Raw genomic sequence first — 24,041 nt, 5'->3', positions numbered from 1 at the left:
TCCGCACGTTCGCGACCGAGGACGAGGCCGTCGCCGCCGCGAACGACACCGAGTACGGCCTCGTCGGGTACGCGTTCACCGAGGACCCCGCCCGCGGCCAGCGCCTCATGGAACGGCTCGAGACCGGCATGCTCGGACTGAACACCGGCATCGTGTCGAACGCGTCCGCGCCGTTCGGCGGCGTCAAGCAGTCCGGCCTCGGGCGCGAGGGCGGCGGCGAGGGCCTGCACGAGTACCTCGAGACCATGTACACGCTGACGCCCGACCCCTTCGGGCGCACGAAGGGAGCGCAGCGATGACCATCGAGAAGGACGTCGTCGTCATCGGGGCCGGCGTGACCGGACTGATCGCGGCGAACCGCCTGGTCGCCGAGGGCCACACCGTCGCCGTGCTCGAGGCCCGTGACCGGGTCGGCGGGCGCACCTGGACGAACGACATCGAGGGCGTCACGCTCGAGATCGGCGGCCAGTGGGTCTCCCCGGACCAGACCGCGCTGCTCGAGACCCTCGTCGAGCTCGGCCTCGAGACCTACGACCGGTACCGGGAGGGCTCGAGCGTCTACATCGACCAGCACGGCTCGCGCACGGAGTACACGGGCGACATCTTCCCGCTGCCCGAGGCGACCGCGACCGAGATCGAGCGGCTCGTCGCCGTCGTGGACGAGTACGTCGCGAAGGTCGATCCCGACCGTCCGTGGGAGACCCCGGACGCCGCGGCGCTCGACGAGCTCTCCTTCCGCGAGTGGCTCCGACGGCTGAGCGACGACCGGGTCGCGACCGAGAACGTCGAGCTGTTCATCGCCGGCGCCATGCTGACCAAGCCCGCCCACACGTTCTCGGCGCTGCAGGCGCTCCTCATGGCGGCGTCCGCCGGGAGCTTCTCGAACCTCGTCGACGCGGACTTCATCCTCGACAAGCGCGTCGTCGGTGGCATGCAGCAGGTCTCCGAGCGGCTCGCGGCGAAGCTCGGCGACGACGTCCACCTCAACGCTCCGGTCCGCACGCTGCGCTGGGACGACGAGGGCGTGGTCGCGATCGCCGACGGCGGGGTCGAGGTCCGTGCCCGGCAGGCACTCGTGGCCGTGCCGCCGCCCCTCTACTCGCGGATCTCCTACGAGCCGCCGCTGCCCCGGCGTCAGCACCAGCTCCACCAGCACCTGTCGATGGGCTTCGTGATCAAGGTCCACGCCGTGTACGACCGGCCGTTCTGGCGGGGTGCGGGACTCTCCGGCACCGCGTTCAGCCCGTACGAGCTCGTGCACGAGGCGTACGACAACTCGATGCACGGCTCCGAGCAGGGCACCCTCGTCGGGTTCGTCTCCGACCAGCACGCGGACGACGTCTTCGCGCTGTCGGCCGAGGACCGCAAGGCCCGCGTGCTCGACTCCCTCGCGCACTACTACGGCGACGAGGCCCGCCGCCCGGTCGTCTACTACGAGAGCGACTGGGGCACCGAGGAGTGGACCCGCGGCGCCTACGCCGCGAGCTTCGACCTCGGCGGACTCGTCCGGTACGGCGCCGACCAGCGCGCTGCGGTCGGGCCGCTGCGGTTCGCGTCGAGCGACCTCGCCGGGCACGGGTACCAGCACGTGGACGGGGCGGTGCGGATCGGTCGCGAGGTGGCCGCCGAGATCGTCGCGGACCTGCCGCAGCCGGCGGTGCGGTAGACGGGACCGGACGACCGCCTGGAGGCGCGGTGCCGGCCCGCACCGCGCCTCCAGGCCTCTTCCTGGTCGCCTGGGTGGGTGCGACGCTCGCTGCGCGTACCGTCCCGGCCATGAGCGACACCACGAGCAGCCAGCCGTCCGACGCGGAGCGCGAGTACACCGAGGACCTGCCGGACGGTTCGCCGTCGGGCAACGCCACCGAGGACCCGTCGCAGGACAGCGACCACGACTCGGGCGGCGAGCCCGAGGAGCCCGAGGCGGACTAGGGCGTGTCTCTCAAATAGTCGCGGCGGGTCTGGGATCGTCGTCGGGTGAGTCGTTTCGTGCTGCTGTCGGATGCCCAGTGGGCTGCCGTCGCCGATCTGCTGCCCGGCCCGACCGGCCGGAGAGGGCGACCGTTCGCGGACGCTCGGACGATGGTCGAGGGCATCGTGTACCGGTATCGAACCGGGATCGCGTGGCGGGACCTGCCGTCGGTGTTCGGGCCGTGGCAGACGGTGTGGAAGTGGCATCGCCGCCTCGCCGGCGATGGACTCTGGGACACGGTCTTCGACCGACTGTTGGCCGCCGCGGATGCGGCCGGGCAGGTCGACTGGTCTGTGTCGGTCGACTCGACGATCGCCCGTGCGCATCAGCACGCGACGAACATCGCCCGGACCACAGGGGGCTTCGTCGAATTACACGGATCCGGGCATCGAGCCGCCTGACCACGGCGTCGGCCGCTCACGCGGCGGCCTGTCCACGAAGGTGCATCAGTTCGTCGACGGCAACGGTCTTCCGTTGCTCACGATGATCACGCCCGGCCAGGCCGGGGACTCGCCCATGCTCCTGCCACTGCTCGCCGACCTCCGCGTGCGCCGAAGCATCGGCCGCCCCCGGACCCGGCCGGACCGGGTCCGGGGCGACAAGGCGTACTCCTCCCGCGCGATCCGGCAGCACTTGCGCTCGCGTGGCATCGAGTCCGTGATCCCGGAACCCCGCGACCAGCAGGGCCACCGGCTCCGGCGTGGCTCCCGTGGCGGACGCCCCGGAACCTACGACCCGGTCGACTACAAGAACCGCAACGTCATCGAACGCGGCTTCTGCCGGTTGAAGCAGTGGCGGGGCCTGGCAACGCACTACGACAAGCTCGCGATCGTCTACCGCGCCGCGGTCGTCCTCAACGCGGTCATCGCCTGGCTACGCCATTTAGGAGACACGCACAGAGGTGCTCTTGGTGTAGCTGGTCCGTTTTGATCCGTTATGATCCAAAGAGTCTGTTTGTTGGCGTTTCGGCGCTCACCCCTGAGGAGTTCTGTTGCGGAGAGGTTTCGCGGCGATTGCCGCGCTCGTTGCTGCCGGCCTGGTACTGATCGCCGCGACGCCGGCGCACGCGGACCCGAGAACGATCGACCTGGGCAGTGGCCGGAAGCCGATCTCTGCAGCCGTCAGCCCGGACGGGTCGACCCTGTACGTCGGCGATGACAACTACCGGGCGTTGCTAGCGCTTGCAACATCCACCGAGCAGACGATGTTCACCCGAAACCTTGGCTACGACTCACCGGAGTCCATGGCAGTGAGCCCGGACAGTTCGACGATCTACACGCTCCAGCCGCGGATCAGCGAGCTCGTCGCGTACTCGAACACGGGCGCCTACGGCTGGGGAGTGTCCGTCGCCGGTTCGAAGATGGCGCTGAACCCGGCGGGGACCGAAGCGTACGTGACCAGCAGCGGACTCAACCGACTGAGCGTGATCTCGACCACCTCCAAGTCGGTGACTCAAACCATCACCGTTCCCGGTGGTCCTGTCGACGCGGCGGTCAGCCCGAACGGATCGATCGTCTACACGGCGAACCCGGGCAACAACACGGTTTCCCTGATCTCGGCAGGCACAGTCCTGCAGAGCGTTCCGGTTGGCAGCGACCCGGAAGCGCTCGCGGTCGCCCCGAACGGCGACGTGTATGTCGCCAACACCGGTGACGGCACCGTATCCGTCATCGAAGCTGGAACCTCGCGCGTGCGCACCACGGTCACGGTGGGGACGCAGCCCACGGCCATTGCCTACAACTCAGCCAACGGTGACATGTACGTCGTCAACCGGGGTGACAACACGGTCTCGCTGCTGTCCACGCAGACGAACACCGTGACGCTCACCGAGCGTGTCGGGTCCGTGCCGGTTGCGGTTGCGATCAACCCGGTCACGGGTGCGGCGTACGTCGCCAACAGCGGCGCCGGGAACATCACCGTGCTGCCGCTGCCGAAGCCGCCGGTGTTCGAAGAGGAGACGCCGCCGGGCTCGGCGACGGTCGGTACCGCGTACTCGTACACCTTCACTGCCGACGGGGAACCGTCGCCCACGTTCTCGGTTGATGGCGATCTGCCGGCAGGATTGACATTGACCCCCGCCGGCGTGCTCTCTGGCACGCCAACCAGCGCCGGGAAGTCAACCTTCGTTGTGCGCGCATCGAATGGTGTCGGCCAGGACGCGACGACCGACCCGATCACGATGCGCGTGGAACCGAAGCCGGAAGCGCCCGCGTTCACCGCGGACAACCCGCCGAAGTCCGCAACCATCGGTACGCCGTACTCGTTCACGTTCACCGCAACCGGTTCCCCGTCTCCGACGTTCTCGGTCAGCAAGGGGCAGCTTCCGGATGGGCTGACGTTGTCGTCCGACGGTGTGCTCTCTGGTACACCCACCAGCGCTGACACCTTCACGTTCACCGTTGCCGCTTCCAACGGTGTTGGCACGGATGCTGCTACCGACCCGATCACCATCACCGTCACCCAAGCGCCCGTTGCGCCGGCGTTCACTGCTGACACGCCGCCGGCTGCCACGACGGTCGGCGCGACGTACTCGTACACGTTCGCGGCGAGCGGTTCGCCGTCGCCGACGTTCTCGGTCAGCAAGGGACAGCTGCCCGCGGGCCTGTCCCTGACGGCAGGAGGGGTGCTCGCTGGCACGCCCACCGCTACCGGGACGTCGACGTTCACCGTGGCCGCGTCCAACGGGGTCGGCTCGGACGCCACCACTGAAGTCACCATCACGGTGTCGAAGCAGCTGGTGCAGCCGACGTTCATGGCGGTGTCTCCGCCCTCGGCCGCGACGGTGGGGAAGCGGTACTCCTACCAGTTCACCGCCGCAGGAAACCCCGCTCCGACGTTCACTGTGACCTCCGGTCGACTTCCCGCCGGCTTGACGCTGACTCCGCAGGGTCTCCTGTCCGGCACACCCACCAGCACCGGCACATGGACGTTCACCGTCACCGCGTCCAACGGCATCGGTACGGGTGCGTCCACCGGTTCGATCACCATCGTCACCGCGGCAGCTGCACCATCGACCACCAGCAACGGATCTGATCACGAGCCGACCTCCACGAGCTCGGGGGCAGCGGCGCCGGTGGCCACGCCAGTCACCGCTCGAGCAACGTTCACTGGCTGAGTTCCCGACATGATCCGGCGTCTCGTGCGGCGGCCACGACGACACGTCCTGCTCGCCGCGGCAGCCGCCGCCATCGTGATCAGCATCTGCACCACGATCATCGCGCTCGCCCATGGCGCAGCACACCCAGATGCCAACCTCGACTCAGGCGCACGCGCATCGGCAACACCGCACGCCAGCTCGCCCCCGCTAGGGACACCGTCGGCGACTGGTACGGCAGCGATTGATGCCCCTACGGCGACCACGGTCGCGGCAGTGACTGGGAGCAGCGTCGCGATCAGCACACGAGCCGGCGCTGCTCCTACTCGGACGCTGCAGAACCCGCAGCCCTCGGGAGCACCGTTGGTGTTCCGCGTGGTGCAGCGGTCCGGCCAGTGGCTGGAGGTCCTGCTGCCGGTTCGCCCGAATGGCAGCACGGGATGGATCCGCTCGAGCTCGGTGTCGCTGTCGACTGACCCCTACGCCGTCGTGGTGACCGTCGCAACGCACACGCTCGACCTCTACAACCACGGCAGGCTCATCGACACCTACCGCGTCGCGACCGGCACCGGAGGAACCCCGACCCCTCGAGGACGATTCGCGTTAACTGAGCTGTTGCAGCCATCCAACAGCGGCTACGGTCCCTACGCCTATGGGACGACCGCGTTCTCGGACGTGCTCAACTCATTCGGTGGGGGACCCGGTCAGATCGGCCTGCACGGCACCGATGACACATCGAGCATCGGCCGAGATGGCTCCCACGGCTGCGTTCGCATGCGGAACGCCGACATCACTGCACTCGCGCGGCTGCTGCCGCTGGGAACCCCCTTCCAAGTCCGCTAGGCACGCAGCTGGGGCAGACGGAGAAACCTCCTGATCGCAGCGCATGCCTAGCGTTCTCAGGGCTCGATGCGCTCCATCGCCAGCACATCGAACGTACGACGCTTCCGCGTGGAGGCAGAGCGCGACGGCCGTTGCCGCACCCGCCGCGCGGTCTTCGAGGGAGACTCCCCGAACTCGGCGGCGTACCGCACGGAAAACCTCCCGAGGTGCAGCAGCTGCGCCGCGCGGGCGATGTCACCAACGGTGCGGCGCTCGGCGGAATCGAGCAGCATCTGCCGGGCATACAACATCCGGATCTGCCGGAGGACGTTCATCGGACTCTCCGACGTCGCCGCTCGAACGAGCTCCTGCAAGCGCCGTGGGCTGATCCCGGCAGCGGCCGCGACGTCGGTGATCGTGAGTACCTGATGGTAGGCGCTGTCCATGAACTCGAGCGCCCGGACGACTTCGTCCCGCATAGCGGAGAGGTCATACCCGAGCTCCCGCAAGACCCTCCTCTGATTTTTTGAGACAGAAGCGTTCGCGCCGTCGGCCAGCTGCCTCCTAGGACTGGTGTCGTGATCGCCGTCAGTCACCCGTTCGCTCCCCATGGCGTGTTGTCGGCCGCCGCCATGGCGGGTACCGCGGCGATCGGATTGTGGCCGCTTGCATCGACTTTGATCTTCCAGTCGCCGTGCTGCCACACAAGGTTGGTCCCAGCGGCTCCCAGCGCGCCCGTCGCGGTCGTGACGAGCAGATACACCGTGGCGTTGGTTCCGTCATAGGACTGCATCACGAACCCGGCCGGGCTCAGCGGGCTGCATGGAGCGTCGTTGCGTCGAGCGGCGGACGTGGCAGCGGCTTTGCCGGGACCATCTGCGAGCGTCTGCGGCAGGGCGCGAGCTGCGAGGTTCGGGTCCGCGCAGTATTGGGTCGCGTTGTATGCCGCGTAGAGGGCGCCTTCCGGTGTGCGTGAGTAGCACGACCAGTAGCCGGCGCCGTTGTGAAACGCGCCCGCGGTCACGCTGGATGCGATCGTGGCTGGCCCTTGCGCACTCCAATCCGTCGACGGCGACATCACCAAGTCATTGCTACGGCTGTATGGCAGCACGCGGCCGCAAGCGCTTTCCGTCGTCGCTGCAGTGACTCCAGCGGACGATCTGGTTGGCCTGGTCACTGCGCGCGGTGCGGGACTGCTCTCGCTCGCGATAGTGAGCGCTACGCCAGCTACCGACGTGACAGCGACGAGGAAAATCAGCGCGGCCGAGAATCGCACTTCAGGTCACCGCCCCGCGGATCTGTCGGCTGGCGTTCGTGTGGGCAGACTCTTGCCGGCACATGGTCACCATTGGGTGGGCGGGGCGGTGTCCTCAAGGACAAGACCGCCAGCGTGCCACCCAAAACGCGAAGGCCCGTCCGACACGTGCCCTCTTGGGACGAAGAAGTCGCAGTACCGAAGCGGCTGGGCGACGGCGTAGTGGCGGTGCGGTGACCGCAGGAGAACACCAGTATCGGAGAGGACGTGGTACGCCATCACGATCGTGTTGATGCTGACGCCAAGCGCTGCCGCGGCATCCCGCAGCGAAGGCAGCTCTTCACCAACCTCGAGTGAACGAGCTGCGATCGCGCCGGTGATCTGCTCGGCCACTTTCTGCCACTGTTTCACGGCCCATCGCGGAGGCACGCTCGCAGTACATGCAGAGGCGAACCTCGTCGTTGACATCTTCATAGCTGGGGGACGTTGAGGAGGGGGGGCTACGGGCGGGGACGAGACACTGCCCGTGCACGGCGCTCCTGCATCACACGGTCCAGGACCGTGAGCAGGTCGTGTGAGATGGCGCCGGGCCCCCAGGGGCCGTCGAACTTCACATGCACTCGGTCGACTTCCGTGATGGTGCACCAGTAGCCCTTCCCCCACAGCCGGGGGATGTAGCGTTCCTCGCCAGCAGCCCAGGTGTACGACGAGGAACTGCTCGCGAAGACATCTCGATCGGCTCGGTCACGGGGGAGCGGCGTGGAGTCGTTCATTGCGCGATCCGTCCCTGCTCGTGGCGGTGCCTCGCGAGGTGCGCTCCGCTTGGCTGTTGATCGAGGAGGGTCGACGGGTCGTCGACCCAGCTCGTCAGCTCGTCGAGTGCTTCGCCGTCGTCCGCAGTGTCGTCGGGTGCTTCGTGGCGGCCCGGGAACGTCGGCGTGTCTGCACTGCGGGAGGGACGCTCCCTGCGCAGGGATTCGATGGGGAACATGATCAATGCCAGAGCGGTTACGCCGAGGCAGATGCGTGCCGGCCACGACTGGACGAACGCGACGACCGTTGCGAGGGGCTGTGCGATGTGCCCGTGGACTGCGCCGATCACTTCGTTGAAGGTGACGGTGTCGGGGTCGGCGACCTTGTTGCCGTCACCTTTAAGGACAGCGGTGCCGTCGTGCACGGACTTGATGCGGTGCGTGTAGATCGATCCGTCTGCCCGTTGGACCGAGACGACGTGCCCGGGGGCGAAGTCCTGCTTGGTCGCGGGTTCGATGAGGATGATGTCGCCGTACTGGTAGGTCGGGACCATTGATTTGCCGTCCACCACGACGAGCTTCGCGCCGCTGAGGAGTGCGATCGCTGTCGGTGTCAGCAACGTCGCGACGATGAGTGCGACGACAAACCAGCGTGTATAGGAGAGGAAACGCATCTTCTGCCTTCGGGTGCAGCCGACAAAACGGGGCGGGGAGCGTGGTGCGAGGCTCGCGGTGATGTGGGAACGGCACGCAGCGCCGACGATGAAGTCGGCGCCGCGTGCCGGCGGGTGGGTTAGGAGCGCGGGACGCCGGCCTGGATGGCGTCGACCTCGAGGGTGAACTTGAGCGTCTGGCCCTGGGCGGAGTTGTCCGTCGTCGACGGCAGCCACGCACGGAGCTTGATCGCGGTGGTGAGGCCGGTGCCGAGCTTGTCGGTGCTCGCGATGGTGTTGCCGCTGAAGTCGGAGATGCTCTGCGCGGTGGACCACGTCGAGCCACCGTCGGTGGATGCCTGCACGAAGACCTGCTTCGCGAAGGCGGTGCTGGCAGCAGTGGAGACGTCCGGGGTGAGCTTCGCGGTCCAGTCGATGTCGGCCGTGCCAACGTTGCGGACGTTGATGTTGAACGTCTGCGCCTTCGTGGCGACATCCGACGCCGCGACGGGGATGACGTTGGTGAAGTTCAGCGGCGTGGTCGACGAGGCGTCGTCGGCGAGGTTGCCGAGGATGACGGTGCCGGCGGTGAGCTGGTTCGCGGCGACAGTCTTGCTGTCGGTGAACCAGGCGCCGGTGGCGATGGTGCCACCGAAGCCGATGCTGAGCAGGGCGATGGATGCGACGAGGATCTTCTTCTTCGACAGCTTGGACTTGGTGGCGGTGCTGTTCACGGGTGGGTCCTGCACTTTCAGGGATTGGGATGTGACGGGTTCGGGTGCGGAGCAAGGGGGAACGCGGTGCCGCCCCGAACCCGAATCGAGACGGCACCGCATATGCGGAACGGGAGGACCCGTGCCGCCTGGCGGCCCACCCGTTACCCGCGGAGGAACCGTCAGCTGTGTAGGGCTCATGCCCCGCGACGGCGGAGATGCGGTCCCCGCTGCCGCGCCCACGGACGCGTCTGATCGTCGGTGGTACGGGAGCAACTGTAGAACAAAAAGGAACAAAACGGAACAAAACCACCTAAAACGGGGGTGAACCGACCGTGGTCACCCCCGTAAAGGGGGTCCGTTCGGCCGTGAAGCGCACCATGTCGCCGGGGCGCGCTCCGTTCAAGGTGTATCTGCACCAAAGTGCAGTAACGTGTGCTCTTCCACCCGTTACCCACGGAGTCAATATGTCAACGCGCCTTGAGCAGCTCTTTGATGGCTATCCACCCATTCTTTCCGCGAGAGAACTCGCGGAAATATTGGGGCTGAACAACAAAACTGTTTACGAATATCTTCAAAACGGTGATCTCCCGGCGTACCATATCGGGTCGAAATGGATCATCGTGCGTGACGAAGTGCTGGAGCACATCCGGAGCACCTCGAACACGCCGGGTGAATCGGCTCCGCCGGGGCCGCGAGTGGTGGCAAAACATGACGTTGAATCAGTCCAATAGGTAGGCCGACCGTTTCGCTGGAGTGCGGGCGGAGGATAATCGAAGACAGCCTCCCTATGAATCTGCCTATGCTGGCGTGGTGTTGGCCTCTGAGGTTCTCCGGCTCTTTACGACGCCCGCGAATGTGCCCGTAATTTCGGGGCGCGGTTCGATCGCTCATCGCCGAACCGTGCTGCGGATCGACTACGCCACAGACGAGCACGGAGCGCGGAGGCTGCTCCCTGAGCCACTCGAGCTCACCGAGATCCCGCTCGCGAGCATCTATCTCACGCAGTACCACGGCATGTACGGCGACGAGCCCATCATTGAGGTGGCGCAAGCTATCGAGTGCCGGGCGCCTGGTGGGGCAGTCGGCGACTTCGTCGTCGTGGTTTACACCGACAGCATGCCGGCGCTGCTCGGAAACCGGGAGATGTACCTCCAGCCTGTGCTCCACGGCGTCGGCGTGATTCGCCACCAGCAGAGCGCCACTGAATTCAGCCTGCGTATCGGCGACAATGAGGTCATGTGGGGGAGTGCTGCGTATAAACACGATCCAGTACCACTTCCGGAAGCAGAGGCGTTCTTCGCTCGGCCGAAGTTCTACCTCAAAATACTCGGCAGCCCGCTGTTGGGGGAACCGGTTCGGCATCGCCTCTTCAGCTTGGAGCCCTCTTCAATCGCTTTAGCGGAAGCGTATAGAGCGCCCTCCCGACTTACATTTCGGGGGCACGTCATGGCGCCACTTGATGATCTGCCTATCGTGCAGATTCAAAGGTGCCAGTACGTAGAGGGGGAGTGGATGCCAGGCGGAGCGGAAGTCATTCACCGGTACAACTAGACAGCAAACGGCGGCCGGGAGAGATTCTCTCCCGGCCGCCGCTTGTTGTGTTGGTCGAGCCGACTAGGCCTGCGTCACAGGGCATGGGCGGCAGAGCTCGTCGCCCTGCCGCCCATGCCTCGATTGCGGTTAGTTGTGTCGACCGATGCGGCGCTTCCGCAGGTGGGTCCAGATCAGCAAGATCCCACCGATGAAGAACAGGACCAACGCCACTCCCATCGGCATAGCAACGTTCGCGCCAGTGAACGCGAGGGAGTCCGCCGCCGCTGTGGCGGTCGGCGTCGCGGTAGGCGATGCGACGGTCTGCGGCGAGACCTGGATCGTGAAGGTGTTCACGAAACCGTCCTGCCGGATCGTGATGACGTGCGGGCTTGCGTGATTGAACGTGATGGTCGCGTCATCTTGGCCCAGCGCCTTCACCGTGTCAGTGCCGATGCTGGACGTCACCGACACGCGCTTCAGCGAGGTGACGGGATTGCCGTACTTGTCCACCTTCACGACGTCTACCTCAAGCGTCGAGCCCTGCTTGGCCGTGATCGTTGCGTCCGGCTTCTCCCCGGATGTAAGCCACTGCGTGACGGAACCGTCCGGCGCGACCTCCCACACGGGTTCGTCCTTCGACTCCCACCGCTGCGGAGACACGACCGCTTTCAAACCGATCGGCTTCGCGGGATTGACGATGAGCTCGATCCGCTCGACCGCCTGACCCTGCGAGTTCTTCGCCGTCACCACAATCTCAGGCGAGCCGATATCGGTCAGCACGCCCGAAAGCGTTCCGTTCTTGAAGGTGACACCGGTGGGGAGGCTGCGGTCCGCGTTGGCATCGCTAGTGACCGTGTAGGTCGGAGCTGGGTTCCCCGTGGCCCCAAAGCCCGTGAAGCTGAAGCGCTCGCCCGCAGTCACCGTGCGTGACAGGCTGACGTCCGACTGACCGTTGAACAGCGGAGCAGACAGCGGCAACGCCCTCCCAACTGGCCCAACCGGATTGCTCGTCACCGTTGCAGACTCGCCGTTCGCCGAGCCGGTGACCGACACCGTGATCTGCGCGCCGATTTCCACGTCGGTTAGTTGGTAGGTCTTCGACGTTGCGCCAGAGATTGCTTGGGAGTTCCGGAGCCACTGATACGTGTACTCACTGTCACTCGGCCATCCGGACAGCTTCGCGGTGAGCGTCTCTCCGACTCGCGCGGTGCCGGCAACGGTGACCGTGCCCGGCGTGTACGGTCCCTCGAACTTCGCGAGCGCGACGACGTTGCCGCCGCCGAGAGACTCGTAATGCTCCAACCCGGTGCCGGTGAACGCGATCCCCATGTAGGCATCACCATCTGGCTGCGTGTGGAGGTCCGCCGGCGAGAGCGGCAGGCTGCCCTGCAGCTGGCTCTTGGTCGCGTTGTGCACCTCCCCGTCGTCCGTGGCGAAATACAGCGACCCATCAGGCGCGAACCCCATACCGTCAACACCGGCCTCGAGGCCCACCACAGTCGTGACCACCGTTTGCTGACCCGCGGGAAGCTCGTACACCGACGCGTTGACGGACTTGCCGAAGTAGAGGTTGTCGCTCGCGTCAAACGCGAGGCCGTAGAAGTACTCGGTGCCGGTCTGGTGGTAGCGGACCTGGACGTTCGGGTCAGTGGACAGGCTGTTGGCCGAGACCGTGAGTGGCAAGGCGCTTGCGGCCACCTGGTACACGGTGGGGTCACTGTCAAGAGTGAAGGCCACATCGCCCTTGCTGTCGACGGCCACCGCCGCCGGCTCGCCGCCCTCAACGGTCAGCACCGTCTTCGTTGACCCGCCGGGGGTTGTCGTCGTAAACCGGCCCGTCCCGTGATCAGCGGCATATAGGAGGCCGTCGTGGATCGTGATGCCCTGCACCGACGATCCTCCCGCGACGGTCAATGATGCCGGCCACACGGTCGGTGCTGCCATCGCCGGAGTGGCCGCAACCACGGCGCTCATCGTGAGCAGCGTCATCGCGGCGCCAACTGATACGAGACGCCCGCGGGTACTCGAGTGGGGTGACGTCAAGACGTCTCTCCTTCTGTCTAGGGACTGCACAGACACTGGCAGCTTGAAACAGCATGCATGAAGCGGTTCATTATGGCACGAAACGGTACAGACTGGTACCTTGCGTTTGACGAAGGCTGCCCCTGTCCCCTGAATGCCGAACGAGGGGGCTGACTCTTCGTCTGGTGCAGGGGTGGCTGCCTGATCCGTGCCACCCCTGCACCTTCAGGAGGGCGACACCCTCGCGCTTCGAGGCGCATCGACGTGGGTCGGCAGCGGTCTTGACTGCCTGCGTGGCGCTCGCCTCCAGTACGGCGCTGCGCCCAGCGTCAGTAGCTCGACATCGCATACCCCGTATGGGGGTGAGTCAGTCGCGCACCAACAGCTAGAGTGTCGGACATCTACACCGTTTTGTACCGTTTTAACCTGCGAGGAATCATGTCTTGTTCAGCCGTCAGCTCACTGGTGTGCACGGTTCCTCCGGCCCAGCCAGCGCAAAATCCGGCGTCGGGGCTTCTCGACGAGTTGCTGCACTGGGCAGCGGCGAACGCCGTTCCGTTGCTCATGGCCGGGCTAGCGTTGGTGATCTTGGTCGCCCTCGGCGCGGTGTACTTCGGCCGTTCGCGCCCTGCACCTGACGTCGCGCAACTCATTGGGACGAAGCGTCGAGGACGGAAGGGGACGGCCGTCATGGCCATCGCGAGCGCCTGCGCGCTCATCCTCGGCGCATCAGTGCCGGCGTATGCAGCGGCGAAAGCCGCCGTCCCCGTGGTCAAGACGAACCCCATCAAGGTGGGGACGATTGTTGTCACCGGACCCGACGGCAAGGCCGTTGCGTACAACAAGGCTATGACGGTTATGCCGGGAGCGACCGCGACCGTCGCGGCGCCCGTATCCAACATCGGCAAAGTTCCGATGAAGCTCTACCTCTCGTCGTTCACGCTCGCTGACACCAAGAAGCTCGGCAACGTCACACGGTGGCAGGTGACCACGTCCAACGTCACGAAGATCAGCGGACCGCTCTCTGGCGGCCCGCAGCAACAATTCACTGTCCTCAAGCCAGGCAAAGCGATCAAGCTTGCGGTCAAGATTCAAGTTCCGACCTCGGCCAACAATACCTACCAGCGTGCGAGCTTGCGCTACCGGCTTATCCTTACGATGACGCAGACCACCTGAGTTCACGGCAAGCAGCAGGCCTCTGAGCCCCTACCGCTCGCAACGCCATTGTGGCGCTCCATCCCTGTAGCTGACCGTTCGCCGTCCTATGATTTGCGTGGTTTCGCTCGGGGCACGGTTCAGAGTACTGATTGAGCCCGCGGACTGATCACTTGCGCGCGGAGGCGGCCGGGCCTTGGCGTCAATAAGCAGCGGGCGGATTATTGCGGTTCACCGCGCACCATTCAGGCTGCTGGGACTGCCGCAGGTGCGGTTGACTCCTGACGGGTCGGGGCATTGGTTCTGCTGGGAGTACGTGCTCCATGGTGGAGGCGTATCCGGGCGAGTTGCGCCGCGATGTGATCATGGTCGCCCGCACAGGCGAGACATCGGTGCGGCAGGTCGCCAACGGCTTCGGCGCCGCTGAGTCCTGTCTGACCAGACGGTTGCGAATCGCCGACCGAGACGACCGGCAATGGTGCTGTTAGGGTTCCGCCGATGAGAGCGGTTTGCAAGCCGAGCTGCGGGAGGCGCAGAAACGGATCCGGCTGCTCGAGCAGGAGAACGAGATCCTCCGCCGAGGAGCGGCGTACTTCACCCAGTCCCAACTTCCCGAATTGATCTATCCGCTGGTCCTCGAACTTGCCGCAGACCGGATCCCGGTCGAGGTGGCCTTCCGGGTGCTGGGATTGCTCGAAGCAAGGGTTCCCACCGGGGCCCGCGAGCCGGTGACCGATCGCGACTGAGCTGACCGGCGTCTAACCCACGCAACCGTCATGCGCGCCGGGACAACCCGATGCTCGGATACGGGCTCATTGGCAACAACGTCCACGTAGCCGGCTTGGTCGCTGCACGCGAAGAAGCGAGGCCTGAACCGTGAGGCCAGCACACCGGTGCACAACGATAGGTCCGACGCGCGTTCACGGCGGCGGTTCCGGACTGGCTGTGGCTGACGGACATCACCGAATCCAACATCGCTGGTCGGGTGCGCGTCCTGCCGGCCCCGACCGTCATCGATCGGGCAGGCTATCGCTAGATCGCTCGCTTTCGGAAACCCCAGCTCCCGGCAGCCACCGCGACCGGGTCCGCTGGGTGGCGAGCTCAGTTCGGATCACCTACCGCTCCTGCAGGCGATCCAGGTAACGAAACGTGCAAGTCAGGCGTGTGGCCAGACACGACGCCAACGAGGTCGTCGTGTCTGACCGCACTACGGTGATCACCTGATTAAGAGATCTTCCATTTCTGGGATGCGCTTCCATCGCACTTCGCGATTTGCTGTTGCACGCCAGTTGCAGCGGTCCCGCTTGGATCAGCGAGGCACAACCCCGATGACGGGTTGTACATGGATCCGTCGTCTCGAGGAACCCACCACTGGTAGCTGAGCCCGTTGCAGTCCCAGAGCTGCACGACAGTACCCGGTGTGTCGCCCTTCATATCGAGGCACTTCCCGTTTGCACGGAAGCTGCCGTCAGACCACGTCGTCCATTTTTGCCCCACCGACGATGAGTCGCATGCAGCCAAAACTACAGCTGTTCCTTGGGCGGCCCCGTTGCCCTGGATAGTCAGACATAGGTTACTGCCTCCCGGGCCACCGATTACCGCCGACCCAGTCTGGGTCACTGAAGCCAACGATGAGACGGACTGAGAAGCAGCCGACCACGGGCCGTACGTGTACGAGACTTGGTACGAAACGTTTCCAGGCGGTAGGCAGTATCCGGCCGAATTCGCAGCCCCTCCATTGAAGCAAAACTGCGGGGCTTTGCCTTTCGTGTACTGCTGATTCGTGGCCGCAAGATAGGGGTAATAATAAATCGCGCCGGATGGGTTGTTGTTATTGCCGAACAGAGCTTGGCTGTTGCTGTTGACATTGATTCCCCACCCGAAGTAGTTAGAGTTTTGATCCGCCGCGTAAACGCTACTGTCGCCTAGATCGAAACTCTTGAATTGGACACTGCCCGGATTCTTCGCTGCAACCGGCACGTTGGTGCTGCTCTGACTTCCATTTCCCAAAACGCCAGTGTTACCCTGCCCTGCGATATAAATGCTGCCGTCGCTTGCGAGTGCCGCAATATTAGCACTACCGACACGAACATCTACCCATGTCTTGTCGCTCGGCACCTTGAACTGCTGGGAATAACCATAGCTGCCGGTATTGGAAAGCCCTGCACCCAATTGTCCTACGTTATTTGTGCCAACGGTCCAGATTGTATTATTGTTTAGTAGAAACGCAGCATTTGCGCCGTAAGATGCGACGCGTGTCGCGTAGGTTCCCGCGGGGAGGATTGCCTGCACCGGTGAGTTGCTGGAGTAGTATCCGGAGGTCGAGCCGTTTCCAGTCTGCCCCGTTGAGTTGCTGTCCCATGCCCAAACAGTGCCGTCGGATGCTAGAACCATTGCTCCCTTTGTGAGCTGAGTGACGCGCCGGTTGCCCGGAAGAACAACTTGGGTGGGGCTACCGCGGAATGGAGTGGTCCATAGTGTTCCATCGGAAGCAAGTTGCAAAATTGCACACCTGTCACTTGGACTGACAGACACAATGGTCTTCCCGGCGGGAGTTTGAACCTGCGTAGGGGTATTCACGTTCGACATGGTCCCCGAGCAGTCGCTGTTCTGCCTCATTCCGCCCCAAAACCACACGGTTCCGTCGGCGGCGAGGACGGTTGCTGCATCGAACGAGTAGGTCAGCTCAACGGCGCTACGACCGCCGGGGATCGTAACCTTCACAGGGTTCGGAGCGTAGTCAGTGGCGACGCCGAGGGACCCGCTTTGCCCGGTGCCCCAGGTCCACACGGAACCGTCCGATTGAATGTTGCCAGCGCTATCGGCGCCAGCACTGAAACTGCTGGGGATACTGCCAGTAACGGTGGACGAGTAACTGTCTGTTGTGGTCGTTTGCCCGCCGGTGTAAACGGTGGTGGGATTTTTCCCGTCAATTGTACGAGTGACCGTATATGTCGGGTGGGTGGTCACATTGTTTGCCGTCGCCCAGGACTGCTGATTGGCGCTCAACCAGCGAACAGTATTCCGATCATTGTATTGGGTCGCCGTCAGCCCGCTTACAGGCTGAAGAGTCGCGGCCGAGATGGAATTACCTGTTCTACTCTGGGTCGCTGTGAACCACGCACCACTGGTGGTTGCTGGTGTCAAAAGGCCAATGGTCACTGAGGTTGCAAGGGCAGCCACGGCTAGCCATGAGCGGCGGTGATGCCGCAACAGCGGCGGCAGGGACGCTCGTCTGCGTGTTGGAACCATGGCTTCTCCTGAGGACTGTCGAGCTGTGCGTGGGACACCCTCGTTCTCGCCAACCGGAATCAGGTCGGATCGAAGAGGGTCGAAACGGTACATTACGGTATTCGGCCTCTCAATGGGGCGGTGAGGACCAGATAGGCGCTCAGCCCCCCCGCTCTGGGGTAGAAACACCAGGGGGTGCGGGTGGTCCCGGCGACTGCGTAGCTCATCGACGCGGAGGGCGGCGGGATCGTGACTCCTCCCGAAGAGCTTCTCGAGGGGCGGCTTGCGCCGGTGGCTGCAAGGGAACGCGAAGAGGCCGCGAGTGCGCGGAAAGCGGACGAGGGGCCGGCTGTGTGGAGTGTCGAGCGCTAGTGAGTCGAGCCAGGAAGCCGGTACGCGCCGATAATGTACCTTTTGTCAGTTTGGTGGTTGATCTCCCTGCCGTGTTCCGCCCCGGGTGCAGTGGAGGCTCGGTAGTGCCGTCCCGACGGTAGTCGGAGCGGGGTGGTGCCGGTAGTGGTCGGTCTCGTACTCGACGGGTGGGACCATGCCGAGTTCGCCGTGGAGGCGGCGGTGGTTGAACCAGTCGATGTACTCGACCGTCGCGATCTCGAGGTCCTCGATGCCGCGCCATGGCCCCTTGTTGCGGATCAGTTCGGCTTTGAAGATCGAGTTCACGGCCTCGGCGAGCGCGTTGTCGTAGCTGTCGCCCTTCGACCCGACGGACGCGACCACGCCGGCCTCGGCGAGCCGGTCCGTGTAGCGAATGGCTCGATATTGGACTCCGCGGTCGCTGTGATGGACTAGCTGCGACAGGTCTCGGCCGTCTCGTTGCCGGGTCCAGAGACCCATCTCGAGGGCTTCGAGAACGAGGTCGGTGCGCATGTTCCGTGACAGCTGCCACCCGACGATCCGGCGGGAAAACACGTCGGTGACGAACGCTGCGTAAACCCAGCCCGAGAAGGTGCGGATGTAAGTGATGTCGGCAACCCACAGCTGGTCCGGGGCGGTCGCGGTGAACGCCCGCTGCACCAGGTCCGCGGGCCGATCGCCGATGGGAGCTGGGATCGTCGTCCTCGGCCCCTTCCGTTTGCTCACACCATGCAAGCCGGCGGCTCGCATGAGGCGTTCGACGGTGCAGCGGGCGATCTGGCGGCCCTCTCGGCGCAGTTGCGCGTGCACTTTCCGGGCACCGTAGACGCCGTAGTTGCTCCGATGCACCCGCACGATCTCGGCATGCGGACGACATCGCTGTGCGACCTCGCGGACGGCGGCCTCGACCTCGCGGCGTAGTAGCTCGACGGGGCAACCTGCAACGTCCTGCAGATCGGCTCGACCCCGAACTCGTGCTTGTGCTGATCGATGAACTGCGTCATCTGCTGGACGGGCGGTCGAGCTCCGCCGCGAAGAAAGCCGACGCCGACTTCAGAATCTGATTCGCGCGCCGCAGCTCCCGGACCTCACGCTCCAACTCCGCGATCCGCTGCGCGTCGTCAGAGGTGACACCCGGCCGATCGTCGGCATCGACCTCGGCCTGCTGCACCCAGTTCCGCAGCGTCTCCGAATTGATCCCCAACTGCTCACCGATCCGACGCAACGCGCCGCCTCTTGTGTTTGGGTCGCGGCGCGCTTCCACCGCGAGCCGGACCGCCCGCTCAGGAAGCTCATCCGGGTACTTCCTCGGTGCTCCCATGACTCTCATCCTCCCGTGGATTGAGAGCCTCCATCGGACCCGGGACGGAACAAAGACGCATCTGGTCTGCGGTGGCAAGGGCAGGCCGCTCGGTTTCGTCATCACGGGCGGCCAGGTGGCGGACACGATCATGCTGCCGGCGACGATGGAGCAGATCCGTGTCCCTACCGCTGGACGTCCGCGTTCCCGGCCGGATCGGCTGCGCGCGGACAAGGGGTACCTGTCGAGGGTGAACAAGGCATGGCTGCGATCACGGGACGTGAAGACGACGATCCCGGAACGCGATGACCAGATCGCTCACCGTCGGAAACGTCCAGGACGGCCGATCCTGTTCGATGCGGACGACTACAAGCGCCGCAACGTCGTTGAGCGGTGCTTCAACCGGCTCAAGCAGTGGCGGGGCATCGCGATGCGCTCCGACAAGACGGCACGGAACTACCACGCGGCGCTCTGCCTCGCAGCAGCACTGCTCTGGGCGCGAGATCAGACAGCGACGTAGTCGGCGCTCATGTCGTCAGGATGCGTTGGAACAGCCGGTGCTCCTGCCACGACCCGGCGATACACAAGTAGTCGGCGGCGACACCGGACTCGGTGAACCCGCACTTGCGCAGCACGGACTGCGACGCCTTGTTGGGAAGCAACGTCGCCGCTTGAACTCGGTGCAAGTGCAGCTCGTCTCTCGCAATTTGCACCGTAGCCGCGACGGCGGCGGTCATCAGTCCACGTCCCTCGTGACTGGCCCCGACCCAGTACCCGAGATTCGCGTTCTGGAACGCGCCCCGCACAATGCCGGTGAGATTGACCCGACCAACGATTCGCGTGCCATCAGCGAGCACAAGCGGAAGCGCCGCATCAGCGGCGAACGCTTCCAGCGTCTTCTCGATCTGAGCGCGCTGCCGCGCTTCAGTGAAGAACTCCTCGTCCCGCGTCGGCTCCCAAGGCTCCAGGTGCTCCCGGTTCTCGCGATACCCCTCGGCAAGCGTCGCTCCATCCTCGGCCCTCACGAGCCGGAGTGCGACGCCACCCCCAACTCCACCTCTGTATCCACTCGACGACCGTATCGCCAACCCCAGCGACCACTGAGCCATGTAGCAACACGCCCTAGTCCGTCACTCGCTGGCCCGGACGGGTTCGCCGGTGTCCGGGTCCCACCCGACCACGCGCGGCTGCTGCGCCTTCGGAGCGCGCGCGGGCCGCGGCGGGAACCAGGCGCGCGCCGGCGGGAGGTACGGGAGCACCCCGGCGAGGGCCGCGGCCACCCGCTCGGCGGTGGTCAGGCCGTACGGCGGGACGACGGCGCCGAGCAGCCCGAGCGCGGCGAGCACCGCCAGCCAGAACCGTGCGCGGCCGGAGCCCCGTGCCAGTCGGACAGCGCCGAAGACGACGAACCCGATGAGTCCGAACCCGACGACGTACACCACGACGAACCACGGGCCGTACAGTGCAGCGGTCCGGCCGATCATCAGGGCCTGTCCGACGAGCTGGACGGCGCACACGACGAGCCAGAGGACGACGGCAGCGGTCACGAGGGCGGGACGGGAGCGCCGAGCACCGGTGGTCATGAGCCGATCCTAGAGCCGTGCGTCCGGGATGCCGAGGACCCGCACGGCAGCGCTCCGGGCCGCCGCGGCCCAGGGACGTCCGGGGTCCGCCTGCGCGCTCGCCATCGCGCCGTCGTAGAGCAAGCAGAGTTGGAGTGCGGTCGCCTCCGGCCCGGGGTCGCCGGCTTCGGTGAGGAGCGACTCGAACAGCCCGCGCACCCATTCCCGGTGCTCGAGGGTGACCTCGTGCGTCGGGTGTCCGGCGCCGTACTCGGCTTCGACGTTGATGAACGGGCACCCGCGGTAGCCGGGCTCGTCGAACCACTCGCCGAGCAGGTCGAACACGGCCAGCACGCGCTCGGCCGGCGTCGAGCCGCGCCCGGGGAGCTCGCGCGCGACGTGCTCCTGCCAGGACGCGCTCCGACCGCGGAGGTACCCGAGCACGAGGTCGTCCTTCGTGCGGAAGTGCGTGTACAGGCTCGCCTTCGAGATGTCGGCCTCGGCCGCGACCTGGTCGACCCCGACGGCGTGGATGCCCTGCTCGTAGAACAGCCGGTCGGCGGTCGCGACGGCCCGCTCGTACGCAGGGCGCCGTCGCGGGCGGGAGGCGGGTGCGTCGGACATGGTTTGACTTTACTGCACCGATCTGTACAGTTACCAGCGCAACGCTAACCGTACCGATCTGTTCAGTCAGGAATCGCCATGACCACCACCACCGCACTCGTCACCGGATCCACCAGCGGCATCGGCCGCGCCACCGCCGAACTCCTCGCCGCCCGCGGCGTGCACGTCGTCGTCTCCGGGCGGAACGCCGAGCGCGGCGCCGCGGTCGTCGACGGCATCCGAGCCGCCGGCGGCACCGCGGACTTCGTCGCAGCCGACCTGCGTGACGCCGCGAGCGCCCGCGGACTCGCCGCCGAGGCCCTGCGCATCGGCGGGGGCCGGGTCGACGTCCTCGTCAACAGCGCGGGCATCTTCCCGTTCGGCGCAACGGCCGACACCACCGAGGAGGGGTTCGACGAGGTCTTCGACATCAACGTGAAGGCGCCGTACTTCCTCGTCGCCGCGCTCGCGCCGGGGATGGCCGAGCGCGGGACGGGTGCCGTCGTGAACGTCACGACGATGGTCGCCGAGTTCGGCGCCGCCGGCATGGGCCTCTACGGCTCGACCAAGGCGGCACTCGTCCTCCTCACGAAGTCCTGGGCGGCGGAGTTCGGTCCGTCCGGCGTCCGCGTGAACGCCGTGAGCCCCGGCCCGACCCGGACCGAGGGGACCGCTGCGATGGGCGAGGCACTCGACCAGCTCGCCGCTGCCGGCCCCGCCGGACGGCCGGGCACGGCCGAGGAGGTCGCCGAGGCGATCGTCTTCCTCGCGACCGACGCGGCGTCCTTCGTGCACGGCGCGGTCCTGCCCGTCGACGGTGGCCGGATCGCGGTCTGACGCGGCCCAGCACCGGACGGGAGGCGCGGGGCGGGCCCGCACCGCGCCTCCCGCCCGCACCGCCCCGCCGGGGCGCACCGTCAGCCGGGGTACGCACCTCGGCGCAGGTCCCAGCGTCCGACCGGTACAAGGACGACATGACCACTTCCTCCCGGACCCCGCTCGGCGTGACGCTCGTCGACGGCGGCGCGAACGTCGCACTCTTCTCCAGCACCGCCGAGCGCGTCGAGTTCTGCCGCTTCGACGAGGACGGCACCGAACACCGCACCGAGCTCCGGAACCGCACCGGCTACACCTTCCACGACGTCGTCCCGGACGTCACCGTCGGCACCCGGTACGGTTTCCGCGTCCACGGCGCGTGGGACCCGGCGAACGGCCTGCGGCACAACCCGGCGAAGCTGCTGCTCGACCCCTACGCCACCGCCGTGGACGGCTCCTACGAGTGGGGGCAGGCGCTCTTCGGGCACGACATGGAGCACCCGGACCAGCGCGACGACACCGACTCGGCGGGCGCGATGCCGAAGTCCGTCGTCGCCGACCGTGACTTCGACTGGGGCGGCGACACCCGACCGGCGACCCCGCTCACCGACACCGTCGTGTACGAGGTCCACGTCAAGGGCTTCACGAAGCAGCACCCCGACGTGCCCGAGGAGATCCGCGGCACCTACGCCGGCCTCGCCCACCCCGCCTCGATCAAGCACCTGACCGACCTCGGCGTCACCGCCGTGGAACTCCTGCCGACGCACCAGTTCGTCCAGGACTCGACGCTCGCCGACAAGGGCCTGCGCAACTACTGGGGCTACAACAGCATCGGCTTCTTCGCCCCGCACGACGAGTACTCGTCCTCGGGCACCGCCGGGCAGCAGGTCGCCGAGTTCAAGGAGATGGTCAAGGCCCTGCACGCCGCCGGGCTCGAGGTCATCATGGACGTCGTCTACAACCACACCGCCGAGGGCAACCACATGGGCCCGACGCTGTCGTTCAAGGGCATCGACAACCAGGCCTACTACCGGCTGGTCGAGGGCGACGAGGCGAACTACTTCGACACGACCGGTACCGGCAACAGCCTCAACGTGTCGCACCCGTCCGCGCTCGGGCTCATCACCGACTCGCTCCGCTACTGGGTCGAGGAGATGCACGTCGACGGCTTCCGCTTCGACCTCGCCACCACGCTCACCCGCCAGGACGGCGAGGCCGAGAAGCACTCCGCGTTCCTCGACATCATCCACCAGGACCCGGTGCTCCGCGAGGTGAAGATGATCGCCGAGCCGTGGGACACCGCGGGGTACCAGGTGGGCGGCTTCCCGGCCGACTGGTCCGAGTGGAACGGCAAGTACCGCGATGACCTGCGCTCGTTCTGGCGCGGGGACGAGGGCACCCTCGGCGACGCCGTGCAGCGCACCCTCGGCTCCCCCGACGTCTACGAGGGCTCCCGGCGCTCCCCGCTCTGCTCGGTGAACTTCGTCACCGCACACGACGGCTTCACGCTGGCCGACCTGACGATGTACGCCGAGAAGCACAACGAGGCGAACGGCGAGGACAACAACGACGGCGAGAGCAACAACACCTCGTTCAACGGCGGCATCGAGGGCCCGACCGACGACGGCACGGTGAACGACTACCGTGACCGGCAGCGCCGGAACTTCCTCGGCACGCTCCTGCTGTCGGCCGGTGTCCCGATGATCCTCGGCGGTGACGAGATCGCACGCTCGCAGGGCGGCAACAACAACGCCTACTGCCAGGACGACGAGATCTCGTGGTTCGACTGGGCCGCGGCCGACCAGGACCTCCTCGCGTTCACGACGGCGGCGATCGCGTTCCGTCGCGAGCACCCGTCGCTCCGGCCGGAGTGGTACCGGACCGCGCCCGGGGACTCGGAGTCGACCGTGCAGGTGCTCCGTGCCGACGCGCAGGGCTTCGAGGACACCGACTGGGCCGACGGTGGGAACCGCGCCGTGACGCTCGTGCTCACGCAGGGCGACGACACGGTCGCGGTGCTGCTGAACGCCTCGGAGACGACGGTGGAGTTCACGCTGCCGGAGAAGCCGGGCGGGGGCAGCTGGTCGCTCGGGCTGTCCAGCGACCAGGAGCAGGCGGTCGGCGGCGACGCCGCGTCCGTGCTGGTGCGGGACGCGTCGTTCACGGCGCTGGTCTAGACGCAC

The 24,041-nt window shown here is 66.1% G+C and carries 23 protein-coding genes, 1 pseudogene and 1 other annotated feature; of the genes and pseudogenes, 13 read left to right on the top strand and 11 right to left on the bottom strand.

Annotated elements, in window-relative coordinates; translation table 11 throughout:
• The 6 genes from I59_RS12290 to I59_RS12260 all read left to right on the top strand — a co-directional run.
• Positions 1 to 299, top strand: a 299-nt coding sequence (locus I59_RS12290; protein ID WP_031273725.1) for an aldehyde dehydrogenase family protein, incomplete at its 5' end; no start/stop codon positions are given.
• A complete protein-coding gene (locus I59_RS12285; RefSeq protein ID WP_022904116.1) occupies positions 296 to 1,666 on the top strand; it encodes an NAD(P)/FAD-dependent oxidoreductase in 1,371 nt (456 codons plus the stop codon). The genes I59_RS12290 and I59_RS12285, both read left to right, overlap by 4 nt.
• 110 nt (positions 1,667 to 1,776) lie before the next feature.
• On the top strand, positions 1,777 to 1,932 hold the full coding sequence (locus tag I59_RS22895) for a hypothetical protein (RefSeq protein WP_175328917.1): 156 nt from the start codon (positions 1,777 to 1,779) through the stop codon (positions 1,930 to 1,932).
• Between the two features lie 45 nt (positions 1,933 to 1,977).
• Positions 1,978 to 2,902 (top strand): IS5 family transposase gene (locus tag I59_RS12270; protein ID WP_148286212.1). Its coding sequence is split into 2 segments (ribosomal slippage): positions 1,978 to 2,328 and positions 2,330 to 2,902, totalling 924 coding nucleotides; the frame shifts between segments, so codons are not numbered across the junction.
• Positions 2,903 to 2,963: 61 nt separating this feature from the next.
• Positions 2,964 to 5,087, top strand: coding sequence for a YncE family protein (locus I59_RS12265; protein ID WP_148286211.1), 2,124 nt, complete (start codon positions 2,964 to 2,966; stop codon positions 5,085 to 5,087).
• 9 nt (positions 5,088 to 5,096) lie between these two features.
• Complete coding sequence (locus I59_RS12260; RefSeq protein ID WP_022904113.1) at positions 5,097 to 5,909, top strand: L,D-transpeptidase family protein; 813 nt, start codon at positions 5,097 to 5,099, stop codon at positions 5,907 to 5,909.
• A 56-nt stretch (positions 5,910 to 5,965) separates the two neighbouring features.
• Here I59_RS12260 and I59_RS20975 read toward each other — a convergent pair whose 3' ends face one another.
• The 5 genes from I59_RS20975 to I59_RS12235 all read right to left on the bottom strand — a co-directional run bounded on the left by I59_RS20975 (position 5,966) and on the right by I59_RS12235 (position 9,282).
• Positions 5,966 to 6,484, bottom strand: a complete 519-nt coding sequence (locus I59_RS20975) for a helix-turn-helix transcriptional regulator (protein WP_175328913.1) — start codon at positions 6,482 to 6,484, stop codon at positions 5,966 to 5,968.
• Positions 6,481 to 6,912: a hypothetical protein gene (locus tag I59_RS22200; protein WP_148286210.1), complete on the bottom strand. Its 432-nt coding sequence runs from the start codon at positions 6,910 to 6,912 to the stop codon at positions 6,481 to 6,483. Before I59_RS22200 ends, I59_RS20975 begins: the two co-directional genes overlap by 4 nt.
• A gap of 318 nt (positions 6,913 to 7,230) precedes the next feature.
• Positions 7,231 to 7,536: a GntR family transcriptional regulator gene (locus tag I59_RS12250; protein ID WP_187289820.1), complete on the bottom strand. Its 306-nt coding sequence runs from the start codon at positions 7,534 to 7,536 to the stop codon at positions 7,231 to 7,233.
• Positions 7,537 to 7,912: 376 nt separating this feature from the next.
• Complete coding sequence (locus I59_RS12240; RefSeq protein ID WP_022904109.1) at positions 7,913 to 8,569, bottom strand: signal peptidase I; 657 nt, start codon at positions 8,567 to 8,569, stop codon at positions 7,913 to 7,915.
• Between the two features lie 119 nt (positions 8,570 to 8,688).
• Entirely contained in the window at positions 8,689 to 9,282 is a 594-nt protein-coding gene (locus tag I59_RS12235) for a hypothetical protein (RefSeq protein WP_022904108.1), read from the bottom strand.
• Positions 9,283 to 9,629: 347 nt separating this feature from the next.
• On the opposite strand from I59_RS12235, the gene I59_RS21495 reads away from it, so the two are divergent.
• Together I59_RS21495 and I59_RS12230 are read left to right on the top strand one after the other, a co-directional pair.
• Positions 9,630 to 9,995 (top strand): helix-turn-helix domain-containing protein, encoded by a 366-nt coding sequence (locus I59_RS21495; RefSeq protein WP_148286209.1) that lies wholly within the window; start codon positions 9,630 to 9,632, stop codon positions 9,993 to 9,995.
• Between the two features lie 22 nt (positions 9,996 to 10,017).
• Complete coding sequence (locus tag I59_RS12230) at positions 10,018 to 10,815, top strand: acetoacetate decarboxylase family protein (RefSeq protein ID WP_083882095.1); 798 nt, start codon at positions 10,018 to 10,020, stop codon at positions 10,813 to 10,815.
• Between the two features lie 129 nt (positions 10,816 to 10,944).
• Here I59_RS12230 and I59_RS12225 read toward each other — a convergent pair whose 3' ends face one another.
• A complete protein-coding gene (locus I59_RS12225) occupies positions 10,945 to 12,786 on the bottom strand; it encodes a hypothetical protein (protein ID WP_148286208.1) in 1,842 nt (613 codons plus the stop codon).
• Positions 12,787 to 13,209: 423 nt separating this feature from the next.
• Between I59_RS12225 and I59_RS12220 the strand changes: the two genes are divergently transcribed.
• Together I59_RS12220 and I59_RS22195 are read left to right on the top strand one after the other, a co-directional pair.
• A complete protein-coding gene (locus I59_RS12220) occupies positions 13,210 to 13,995 on the top strand; it encodes a hypothetical protein (protein WP_148286207.1) in 786 nt (261 codons plus the stop codon).
• A gap of 488 nt (positions 13,996 to 14,483) precedes the next feature.
• Positions 14,484 to 14,720, top strand: coding sequence for a hypothetical protein (locus tag I59_RS22195; protein ID WP_022904104.1), 237 nt, complete (start codon positions 14,484 to 14,486; stop codon positions 14,718 to 14,720).
• Between the two features lie 478 nt (positions 14,721 to 15,198).
• Here the strand turns inward: I59_RS22195 and I59_RS21490 are convergent, their stop codons facing one another.
• A complete protein-coding gene (locus I59_RS21490; protein ID WP_187289819.1) occupies positions 15,199 to 16,983 on the bottom strand; it encodes a ricin-type beta-trefoil lectin domain protein in 1,785 nt (594 codons plus the stop codon).
• Positions 16,984 to 17,622: 639 nt separating this feature from the next.
• A pseudogene (locus tag I59_RS21485) lies at positions 17,623 to 18,898 on the bottom strand (IS3 family transposase).
• Positions 18,507 to 18,620: a sequence feature (AL1L pseudoknot), on the bottom strand. It overlaps the preceding pseudogene by 114 nt.
• Here I59_RS21485 and I59_RS12200 point away from each other — a divergent pair.
• On the top strand, positions 18,897 to 19,397 hold the full coding sequence (locus I59_RS12200; RefSeq protein WP_022904103.1) for an IS5 family transposase: 501 nt from the start codon (positions 18,897 to 18,899) through the stop codon (positions 19,395 to 19,397). The pseudogene I59_RS21485 and the gene I59_RS12200 sit on opposite strands and share 2 nt — an antisense overlap.
• Before the next feature lie 7 nt (positions 19,398 to 19,404).
• On the opposite strand, the gene I59_RS12195 is transcribed toward I59_RS12200, so the two are convergent.
• The 3 genes from I59_RS12195 to I59_RS12185 form a co-directional block, all read right to left on the bottom strand.
• Entirely contained in the window at positions 19,405 to 19,902 is a 498-nt protein-coding gene (locus I59_RS12195) for a GNAT family N-acetyltransferase (protein ID WP_229728113.1), read from the bottom strand.
• Positions 19,903 to 20,007: 105 nt separating this feature from the next.
• Positions 20,008 to 20,460 (bottom strand): hypothetical protein, encoded by a 453-nt coding sequence (locus I59_RS12190; RefSeq protein WP_022904101.1) that lies wholly within the window; start codon positions 20,458 to 20,460, stop codon positions 20,008 to 20,010.
• Positions 20,461 to 20,469: 9 nt separating this feature from the next.
• The gene (locus I59_RS12185) at positions 20,470 to 21,063 is read right to left on the bottom strand and encodes a TetR/AcrR family transcriptional regulator (RefSeq protein WP_022904100.1); all 594 of its coding nucleotides are present in this window, start codon (positions 21,061 to 21,063) and stop codon (positions 20,470 to 20,472) included.
• A 78-nt stretch (positions 21,064 to 21,141) separates the two neighbouring features.
• Between I59_RS12185 and I59_RS12180 the strand changes: the two genes are divergently transcribed.
• Positions 21,142 to 21,879: an SDR family NAD(P)-dependent oxidoreductase gene (locus tag I59_RS12180; RefSeq protein ID WP_022904099.1), complete on the top strand. Its 738-nt coding sequence runs from the start codon at positions 21,142 to 21,144 to the stop codon at positions 21,877 to 21,879.
• A 137-nt stretch (positions 21,880 to 22,016) separates the two neighbouring features.
• A complete protein-coding gene (glgX, locus tag I59_RS12175; RefSeq protein WP_022904098.1) occupies positions 22,017 to 24,035 on the top strand; it encodes a glycogen debranching protein GlgX in 2,019 nt (672 codons plus the stop codon).
• The last annotated feature ends 6 nt before the right edge of the window (positions 24,036 to 24,041 follow it).

Source organism: Curtobacterium sp. B8 (assembly GCF_000333315.1).
Taxonomy (GTDB): domain Bacteria; phylum Actinomycetota; class Actinomycetes; order Actinomycetales; family Microbacteriaceae; genus Curtobacterium; species Curtobacterium luteum.
This window is presented reverse-complemented; position numbering and strand designations above follow the sequence as displayed.

Coding starts and splice junctions, on each gene's coding strand:
- I59_RS12285 (WP_022904116.1), top strand. CDS start 296: ATGACCATCGAGAAGGACGTCGTCGTCATCGGGGCCGGCGTGACCGGA.
- glgX (WP_022904098.1), top strand. CDS start 22,017: ATGACCACTTCCTCCCGGACCCCGCTCGGCGTGACGCTCGTCGACGGC.
- I59_RS12260 (WP_022904113.1), top strand. CDS start 5,097: ATGATCCGGCGTCTCGTGCGGCGGCCACGACGACACGTCCTGCTCGCC.
- I59_RS12190 (WP_022904101.1), bottom strand. CDS start 20,460: ATGACCACCGGTGCTCGGCGCTCCCGTCCCGCCCTCGTGACCGCTGCC.
- I59_RS12185 (WP_022904100.1), bottom strand. CDS start 21,063: ATGTCCGACGCACCCGCCTCCCGCCCGCGACGGCGCCCTGCGTACGAG.
- I59_RS22895 (WP_175328917.1), top strand. CDS start 1,777: ATGAGCGACACCACGAGCAGCCAGCCGTCCGACGCGGAGCGCGAGTAC.
- I59_RS12240 (WP_022904109.1), bottom strand. CDS start 8,569: ATGCGTTTCCTCTCCTATACACGCTGGTTTGTCGTCGCACTCATCGTC.
- I59_RS12225 (WP_148286208.1), bottom strand. CDS start 12,786: ATGACGCTGCTCACGATGAGCGCCGTGGTTGCGGCCACTCCGGCGATG.
- I59_RS12180 (WP_022904099.1), top strand. CDS start 21,142: ATGACCACCACCACCGCACTCGTCACCGGATCCACCAGCGGCATCGGC.
- I59_RS12200 (WP_022904103.1), top strand. CDS start 18,897: ATGACTCTCATCCTCCCGTGGATTGAGAGCCTCCATCGGACCCGGGAC.